The sequence below is a fragment of the Williamsia sp. 1135 genome (assembly GCF_002095395.1).
In the GTDB taxonomy this organism is placed as follows: Bacteria; Actinomycetota; Actinomycetes; order Mycobacteriales; family Mycobacteriaceae; genus Williamsia.
Genome location: NZ_MJEI01000069.1, coordinates 46,876 through 55,007, shown reverse-complemented (window position 1 = coordinate 55,007; position 8,132 = coordinate 46,876). Strand labels below are relative to the sequence as shown.

Below are 8,132 nucleotides of genomic sequence, written 5' to 3'. Positions count from 1 at the left end.
GCTCAGCTCGGCGTGTTGAACCAATGACCGGATCAACCGTTATTCAGACAGTCCCGGTGGCACTCGCTCCTACACACTTGCAGACGAAGGCTGGTGGCTTACGCTTCTAAGGACTACTGATGTCGGCGGAGGGGCAAGGATTGAGCAGGAGCAAGGGTGGATCGCGGGTCTTCGTCTCGCACGCGAATGCGGACGGCGAGTACTTGAAGAAGTTCGTCACGCACATCTTGCTGCGGGGCGCGGATCTGTGCGCGCCCGATGTGTTCTATTCGTCTGCCGCAGACATGGGCGTCGCGTCAGGCCAGCACCTGATGGAACGGGTCCGCACCGAGGCCTCCGACTCTGAACTCATCATTGCCATGGTCACCCCGATGTACCAGGCGCGGCCTGTGTGTGTGGCAGAACTGGGCGCGGCGTGGGCCCGCGGTGTGCTCTTCCCCCTCCTGGCACCAGGGATGGATAGGTCGGACCTGGAGGGCGTGCTGCCGGGGCTGATGATAAAACCAGCCGACGACGAGAACGTCCTGGACGAGCTTGCTGATCGGATCCGTGGCCTGGGTTTCGAGTTCCAGGCGACATCGTTCGGGGAGGGCAAAGTGGATTGGAAGTCGGATTTGCGCAGGGGACTCGCTCCCGCGCGACTGGATCTGCCTCCCAGTGCTGATGACATGAAGCGCCTCGCAAGGGAGCTTGAAAGCACCCAGTCCGCACTCGACAAGAAGACGGACGAACTGGAGGAACTGAGAAATCGCCACGAGCGGCTCCTCGCGGCCAAAACGGGAGCCGAAGCTCGGGAGGCTGACCTTCCCACTGATGAGCGCGAGCGATTCGACGCATTGTGCACTCGCGTGACCGAGGCACTTCTCGGTCTGAGTAACCCTGTGCGCGACGCGGTGTGGCACGATGTCGCCGATCAGGAGATGTTCGTGCCGGAACGTTTCGATTCCCCGGATGAGTGCGATGCCATCGACGATGAGAGAAAGAATGGACTGCTGATCGTCGATGAGGAAACCGGTGTCGTCAGCCCAGACTCCACCTTCCCTCGGGTCAGGCGTGCCCGTGACGCTGTTGCTGAGCTGGACCAGTATCTCGTACCCCAGGAGCGCAGCGAAGCGTTCTCCGACTGGTTCAAACAGGAGTACGAGACGCCGATGGACCTGAAGAAGAAGGCCTGTTGGAATGCTGTGATCTGACGCAACTCCTGCGGAGCGGCCAACCGGACTGTACGTACCGCGACTGCTGCGGCTCCTGGCCGAGGGAAGCCGGCGTTTCCGAGTGATCGACGGGTTGCACGTCGATCACCGTGTGCACTGAGCCTTCGGCTCGGCCGCGTGGTGCCCGTCCGGGCTGCTGGACATTGCGCGGCGAGGCCGCTCGGCTTGCCCTCGTCGTCCCCAAGCAACGCCGCGTAGGACGCCGCGAGCAGCCCTGTGCGGGATCTGGTCCCGTACACGACGTACCTCAATGAATCGAACGCGGCTTCGAGCAACTCCGACGCGAATCGTCGGTCTCGAATGCAAGGATGGTGGTCCAGCACCGGTTGGCCCTGACCACGAAGGAGGACGTCACCCGATGGCGTACTCGACCCTCGCCCTTCACCTTCTCGTGTCCGCCCCTGGAGACGTGCCGCCCAGCGACCTCGCCGTCGTCCGCAAGACGATCAGCCAGTGGAACCTCGCCTTCGGCCGCTCTTTCGGGCTCACTGTGCTCCCAGTCTCCTGGACCGAGCACGCTGCGTCCGAGTTCGGCGAACGGCCCCAAGCGATTCTCAACGACCAGATCGTCGAAGAGTCGGACCTGGCGGTCGCGCTCTTCTTCGACCGGCTCGGGACGCCGACCGGCGAGGCGGAGTCGGGCACGGCCGAGGAGATAGACGTCCTCGTCAAGGCCGGGAAGTCGGTCGCAGTCCTCGTGAGCAGTGCCCCGCGGGCACCGCTGAACGGGAAGGCGCTGGAGGAGCGCCGGAGACTCGACGGCTACTTGAACGAGCTGCGCAAGTCGGCACTGGTCTTCGAGTATTCCCACGAGGGCGATCTCATGAGCGGCATCAACAACTTCCTGAGCCGGGCGACGGCAAAGTTCCAGCAATCAGTCGAGAACTCGAAGCAGGAAGAGCCGTCGCCGGACACGTCTGAGGGCGTGTGGCCGCGCGCCGAGGTGCGGGAGAGCGTAAGGACCGACAGCAAGGGCCGCGTCAAGACACAGCGCAAGTGGTCCCTGGTGCTTCACAACACCTCCAACGGTCCGGCGTCGGACGTCGACTTCGCCTTCAAGAACCTGCCGGATGACGCGTACTTCGACGTCCATAGAGGCGACGGCCCGGTCGGAACCATCCCCCCGGGACGAGAGGCTCGGTTCCCAATGCTTATCGCGATGGGATCCCCCGACGCGGTCGAGTGCGTGGTCACATGGACAGACGCGCATGGCACCAAGAGGGAGACTAGGGCGACGGTTCGCACGTGACGCCTGCGGCACCAGCCGGAAGTCGCGACCGCCGGGGTGCCGGATAGCTGGCGGGACAGCAGAAGGCACCCACACCGGATGCCGGTGCGGGGTCTCGCTCTTGTCGCATCACGGTCCGCGTTCGAGCCGATCCTCGTCGACGTCAGGGTCGATGTGCGGCGCGATCCGGCAGACCAGGTCGCCCAGACGGTCGCGCGGCTCGTCGGGGACCCCTTAATCGTGCCACACACTCCTCGATGAACTCCTCGGCATAGTCGAGAACGCTAGTCCACTCACCTGCGTATGCGTCCTCGAACGCCGACACGACGGGCAGCTCGGTATTCCCTTGTGCGACAAAGCTTCCTGATCGAACGTAGGCGCACCGCGCGGGCCAATGGGCGTCACCACCCTCGTCGTACAGCCTCAATGGCAGGTCATCGAGGAGGCACTATCCGGCGGCTGTAGCGACCGGTGCCACTCCCCCGCCTCGGCAGCCGCTGACACGTCGGACAATAGAACGAGCTGCGGTTCATGAATGACTCGCGCCGGATCGGCGTCCCGCATCGGTGACAAGGCAGCCCCTCGCGTCCGTATGAATGTAGCTCTCTGCTGAAGTAGCCTGACTGGCCGTTGACGTTGACGTACAAGGCATCGAACGAGGTGCCGCCCTGGTCGAGTGCCTCGGACATGACGGCGGCGGCATTGTCGAGCACTGCGCGCAGCGACTTGACCGGCAGTTTGTCGGTGAGCCGCTGACCGTGGATCTGACTGCGCCACAGCGCTTCATCGGCGTAGATGTTCCCGACCCCGGATACCACCGTCTGATCGAGAAGAGCACGTTTGATCTCGGTGTGCTTGCCGCGCAGGACCTTGACGACGGCCGACTGGTCATAACCGGGGTCGAAGGGGTCGGGTGCGATGTGCGCGATCGATGCGGGGACGGAGCCCACGATGTCGTCGACCATCCACGAGCCGAAAGTTCGCTGGTCGACGAACCGCAATTCGGTGCCGTCGTCGAGGGTGGCGCGGATGCGCAGGTGCTTTTCGTCGACTGCGCCCGCGGACTGGACGAGCATCTGTCCGCTCATACCGAGGTGCACGAGTATGGCGATCGGGTCGGCGGCCGCTGCCGGATCCGCCTCGAGCCACAGATATTTGCCTCGTCGCCGAGCGGCTGTCACCGTGGCCCCGGCCAGCAGACCGATGAGATCAGCAGCACCGCCGAGTTGTCGCCGCACCGCACGCGGATGTAGCACCTCGACGGCCATGATGCGCCTACCTACGACATGTCCGAGAAGGCCGCGGCGAACAACCTCCACCTCGGGCAGTTCAGGCATCGTCTCCGGTACCCGAGATCGCTTTCCACGCGGTGGAGGCAGCGATCTGTTCGGCTTCCTTCTTGGTCCGTCCGACACCGGACCCCATCGAATCGCCGCCGACCATCACCGTCGCGGTGAACTCCTTGCAGTGGTCAGGGCCGGTTGAGGTGATCTGGTACGCCGGAACGCCCAGGCCTTTCTCTGCGGTCAATTCCTGCAGTGACGTCTTCCAGTCCAGCCCGGCGCCCAGTGCCGCCGACCGGGTCAGCGCCGGCTCGAACAGAGCGAGCACCGTGGTCCGCGCCGTTTCCAGACCGTGTTCGAGGTGGACGGCGCCGATGAGCGCTTCCATGCCGTCGGCGAGGATGCTCGCCTTGTCTCGGCCGCCGGTCATTTCCTCGCCGCGACCGAGCCGCAGATGTGCCCCGAGTCCACCGGGACCGAGGCCTTTGGCGACCGCGGCGAGCGCGTGCATGTTCACGACGCTGGCCCGGATCTTGGCGAGCTCACCTTCCGGGCGGTCGGGGTGGGTGCGGTAGAGCTGCTCGGTGATGACGACCCCGAGTACCGAGTCACCCAGGAACTCGAGCCGTTCGTTGGTGGGCAGTCTGCCGTGCTCGTACGCGTACGAACGGTGCGTCAATGCGAGGGTCAGCATCTCATCTGACAACGAGATATTGAGCGCCGCAAGCAATTCAGCATGGTCGACGGCTGCGTCGGACACCTCACGGACGCTGTCTGTCACTTCTTCGACTCAGGATCCTCGGCGAACTTCGACGCCAACCCTGCCCAGCGCGGATCGATGACCTCATGCTGATGACCGGGTTCGGCGAGGTCCAGCCGGATCCCGCACTCCGGACACAGTCCAGGACAGTCAGGCCGGCACAGCGGCGTGTTCGGCAGGTCGAGCGCGACGGCGTCGACGACCGCTTGCTCGAGATCGATCTTGTCGTCGACGATCCGATGGATGTCCTCGGCATCGGTCGTCTGTTCCGTAGCGCTGTTCGGGTACGCGTACAGCTCGGTGACGTACACACTGGCGGTCCCCGCGATGGGCTCCAGACAGCGAACACACTGCCCTTCGGTCTCGCCGCTGACGCAGCCGGTGACCAGTACCCCCTCCGAGACCGCCTCCAAACGCAGGTCGAGATCGACGTCACTGCCCGCCGGGATCGCGATCATGTCCAGGCCGATCCGCGGGGCAGGGGTGATGGCACGATGCACCTCTCGCATCGAACCGGCCCGTCTACCCAGACTGCGGATGTCCAGGGTGAAGGGGCCATCGATGGTGCGATCGTGGCGTGATTGTTTACTTTCGCGCTGCGACACAAGGAACCACGATACGCCTGTGACCGGCTGTGGCCGCAATCCGTGGCGTGACGGGTCAGCCGCGCCACAAATTGCGGGTCAGACGGCCATTCCGGTGCCGAAGTCGCCGCGCCGGACGTGCTCGGCGTAGTCGTGCACGCCTGCCCCGGTACGCAGCTGCTGACGCCCACGGTTGACAGAACGAATCGTCCCGGTGAGCAACTCCTCGAACTCCGCGAGTTTGTTGTCCACGTAGACATCGCACTCGCCGCGCAGGCGGTCGGATTCGGCGTGTGCCGCGTCGATCACCCGCTCGGACTCTGCCCGGGCGGCCTGGACGACCTCGGTCTCGGAGACGAGCCGCTGCTGCTCGGCGATCCCCTCGGCGACCGACCGTTCGTAGTTCGCGTTGCCCGACTCGATCATCCGCTCGGCCTCGGCGTGCGCACGCCCGGTCACCGACTCGTACTCGCGATGCGCGGCCGAACCGATGCGCTCGGCCTCTGCGGTGGCGTCGGACAGCAACTGTCCTGAATGCGACTGCGCCTCGGCGACCATCCGATCGGCTGCGGATTTGGCCTCAGACAGCACCCGGTCGGCCTCCGACCTGGCGTGCGCCAGCGTCGAATCAGCCTCTGCGGTGGCTTCGCCCACCATGGTGTCGGCATGCATCCGGGCATCGCCGATCAGCTTGTCTCGCTGGTCGAGGACGTCCTGCGCGTCATCCAGATCACCCGGTATGGCGTCCTTGACGTCGTCCAGCAGCTCGAGAACGTCGCCTCGAGGAACGACGCAACCCGCTGTCATCGGAACACTGCGCGCTTCTTCGACGATGGCGCCCAGTTCGTCCAGTGCTTCGAAAACCCGGTACACAGCTACCTCACTCCTCGCCGCACATGCCGAACGAGCCCGGTCGACTCGTCCCCGTCACAGTGCGATCAGTGGTTGGTGTTAATTCTGTGACTATTGTGCCCAATGTTGCGCCTGTGGCGCGGCAACTGGGCCGGTGTGTCGGCTCTACGGTAGGACGAACACCCAGGAATTACCTCGTGACGGGGGTTTTCCACGACAGAACCGGGCCGATCCGGACCGACGGCCCGGAGATGGCGTGCGAAGCGAGCTCAGAGCTGGCGTTCGTCGGACAGTTTCGCCAGCAACTGCTCGTGCACCAGAGCCGGCAGGAAGTCGCCGACCGCTCCGCCGAGGCGTGCGACCTCTTTCACGAGCGAGCTGGAGACGTGCGCAAGCCTCGGGTCGGTGAGCAGGAATACGGTCTCCACGCCCGTCAGATCACGGTTCATCTGCGCCATCGGCATCTCGTATTCGAAATCGACGGCACCGCGCAAACCCTTGACGATGGTGTCGAGACCCTGCTGCCGGACATAGTCGACGAGAAGTCCTTGCCAGCTGTCGACGCGAACATTCGGCAGATGCGCAGTGGTTTCCCTGATCAACTCGAGCCTCTCGTCGATGCTGAAGAATCCACGCTTCTTCGGATTGACGGTCACGAGGATCACCAGTTCGCCGAAACGAGCGGCGGCGCGCTCGAACACATAGAGGTGACCGGAGGTCACCGGGTCGAATGATCCTGGACACACGGCTCCGGACATGGCTGCCAAGTTATCAGTGCGCGACGCCGGCGCCGCCGACCGAGGATGCGAATTCGGCCAATTCGATGCGGGTCTCGCCGTACCGACGGATGTCGACGTCACCGAACTCCTCGGGCCAGGCGGTGACCGCGCTACGCGTGGATCGCTCGATGATCACCGTCCCACCGGGAGCAACGCGGCCGGCAGCGAGCAGTTGCAGGAGCTCCGACAATTGCTCATCCGGCAGGTCGTACGGCGGATCGGCGAACACGATGTCGGCGACACTCCCCGACTTGCGCAGATGCTCGACCACCCGCCGTCGCTCGACCACTGCGCCGACGAGGCCGGTAGACCGGATGTTCGCGTCGATCACCTTTGCCGCCCTGCTGTCGGACTCGACCAGCACCACGGACCCGGCACCGCGTGAAAGCGCCTCGAGACCCAGCGCTCCCGACCCCGCGAACAGATCGAGCACCAGAGCTCCGTCGAAATCGACGCGGGCCGCGAGGATGTTGAAGACCGCTTCCCGGACGCGGTCGGTGGTGGGCCGGGTGCCCGCCTCGGGCACCGACAGCCGTCTGCCCCGGGCGGTGCCGGCGATGATGCGGGTCATGAGGCCTATTGTCCCGGTCGATCGACCGTCGATTCACACCGGGACGCGTCTGCAATGGTTGAACAGATCAAGTATTAGTGACCCACCTCACAAAGCATGGTTGAGCAGGGGTTAAGGGGGTGCTTTCGGCACCAATTTCCGTAGGTGGGTGACATTGGTGTGATGCCTTGTTAACTTGAAAATCGATATGAGCCCAACTCAGATCAGCGCTACCCTAACCGCCGCGCCGGACGCGGTGGCATTTCGTAAGCCAAAGGTTTCCGACGGAGTCCGGCTCTGGGAAATCGCCCGTGACTCGAAAGTTCTCGATCTGAACTCGAGTTACGCCTACCTTCTGTGGTGTCAGGATTACGCCCAGACTTCAGTGGTCGCCGAAGTAGACGGCAAAGTGGTCGGTTTCGTGACCGGCTACCTTCGTCCTCAACTCCCGGACGCGGTCATGGTGTGGCAGGTAGCTGTCGATGCCGACCAGCGGGGACTCGGCCTGGCCGGAAAGATGTTGAACCAGCTGATGGATCGACTCGAACCCCGCGGCATCACCTCGCTGCACACCACCATCAGCCCGGACAACACCGCGTCGCAGGCCTTGTTCGCAGGCCTCGCGGAACGTCGAGGGATGGACTTCCGGAGGGAAGACCTTTTCTCCCCCAACGACTTTCCGGATGACCACGAGCCAGAAGACCTGTACATCGTCGCCCCGCGACGCTGACATCGGTATCTGAAGAACGGTCGACACTACCCGGGTCGACCTCTACCGCGGCCTCATCGTGGTCGCTCATGGCAGGAGCAGGATCCACCCGCCCGCCAGTACTTTGTTCATCAGTCGACAGATGGCTGCCCACCAGTCGTGCATTCGACTGA

The 8,132-nt window shown here is 64.1% G+C and carries 9 protein-coding genes; 3 read left to right on the top strand and 6 right to left on the bottom strand.

All coding sequences use genetic code 11. From position 1 onward, the window contains the following. Window positions 1-119: 119 nt before the first annotated feature. A complete protein-coding gene (locus tag BFL43_RS05460) occupies window positions 120-1,193 on the top strand; it encodes a toll/interleukin-1 receptor domain-containing protein (RefSeq protein ID WP_084891510.1) in 1,074 nt (357 codons plus the stop codon). Between the two features lie 379 nt (window positions 1,194-1,572). Further along, the gene (locus BFL43_RS05455; protein ID WP_084891508.1) at window positions 1,573-2,463 is read left to right on the top strand and encodes a hypothetical protein; all 891 of its coding nucleotides are present in this window, start codon (window positions 1,573-1,575) and stop codon (window positions 2,461-2,463) included. 413 nt (window positions 2,464-2,876) lie between these two features. On the opposite strand, the gene mutM is transcribed toward BFL43_RS05455, so the two are convergent. The 6 genes from mutM to rsmD form a co-directional block, all read right to left on the bottom strand. Further along, window positions 2,877-3,779: a bifunctional DNA-formamidopyrimidine glycosylase/DNA-(apurinic or apyrimidinic site) lyase gene (gene mutM / locus BFL43_RS05450; protein WP_084891506.1), complete on the bottom strand. Its 903-nt coding sequence runs from the start codon at window positions 3,777-3,779 to the stop codon at window positions 2,877-2,879. Further along, window positions 3,772-4,506, bottom strand: coding sequence for a ribonuclease III (gene rnc, locus BFL43_RS05445; protein WP_084891504.1), 735 nt, complete (start codon window positions 4,504-4,506; stop codon window positions 3,772-3,774). Before rnc ends, mutM begins: the two co-directional genes overlap by 8 nt. Next, window positions 4,503-5,090, bottom strand: a complete 588-nt coding sequence (locus BFL43_RS05440) for a DUF177 domain-containing protein (RefSeq protein ID WP_240498078.1) — start codon at window positions 5,088-5,090, stop codon at window positions 4,503-4,505. The genes rnc and BFL43_RS05440 overlap by 4 nt, the downstream gene beginning before the upstream one ends. A gap of 78 nt (window positions 5,091-5,168) precedes the next feature. Then, window positions 5,169-5,942, bottom strand: a complete 774-nt coding sequence (locus BFL43_RS05435) for a DivIVA domain-containing protein (RefSeq protein ID WP_084891503.1) — start codon at window positions 5,940-5,942, stop codon at window positions 5,169-5,171. Between the two features lie 248 nt (window positions 5,943-6,190). Then, complete coding sequence (gene coaD, locus BFL43_RS05430) at window positions 6,191-6,679, bottom strand: pantetheine-phosphate adenylyltransferase (RefSeq protein ID WP_084891501.1); 489 nt, start codon at window positions 6,677-6,679, stop codon at window positions 6,191-6,193. Between the two features lie 13 nt (window positions 6,680-6,692). After that, window positions 6,693-7,271: a 16S rRNA (guanine(966)-N(2))-methyltransferase RsmD gene (rsmD, locus tag BFL43_RS05425; RefSeq protein WP_084891499.1), complete on the bottom strand. Its 579-nt coding sequence runs from the start codon at window positions 7,269-7,271 to the stop codon at window positions 6,693-6,695. 187 nt (window positions 7,272-7,458) lie between these two features. On the opposite strand from rsmD, the gene ectA reads away from it, so the two are divergent. Next, window positions 7,459-7,980, top strand: a complete 522-nt coding sequence (ectA, locus tag BFL43_RS05420) for a diaminobutyrate acetyltransferase (RefSeq protein ID WP_084891498.1) — start codon at window positions 7,459-7,461, stop codon at window positions 7,978-7,980. Window positions 7,981-8,132 lie beyond the last annotated feature (152 nt).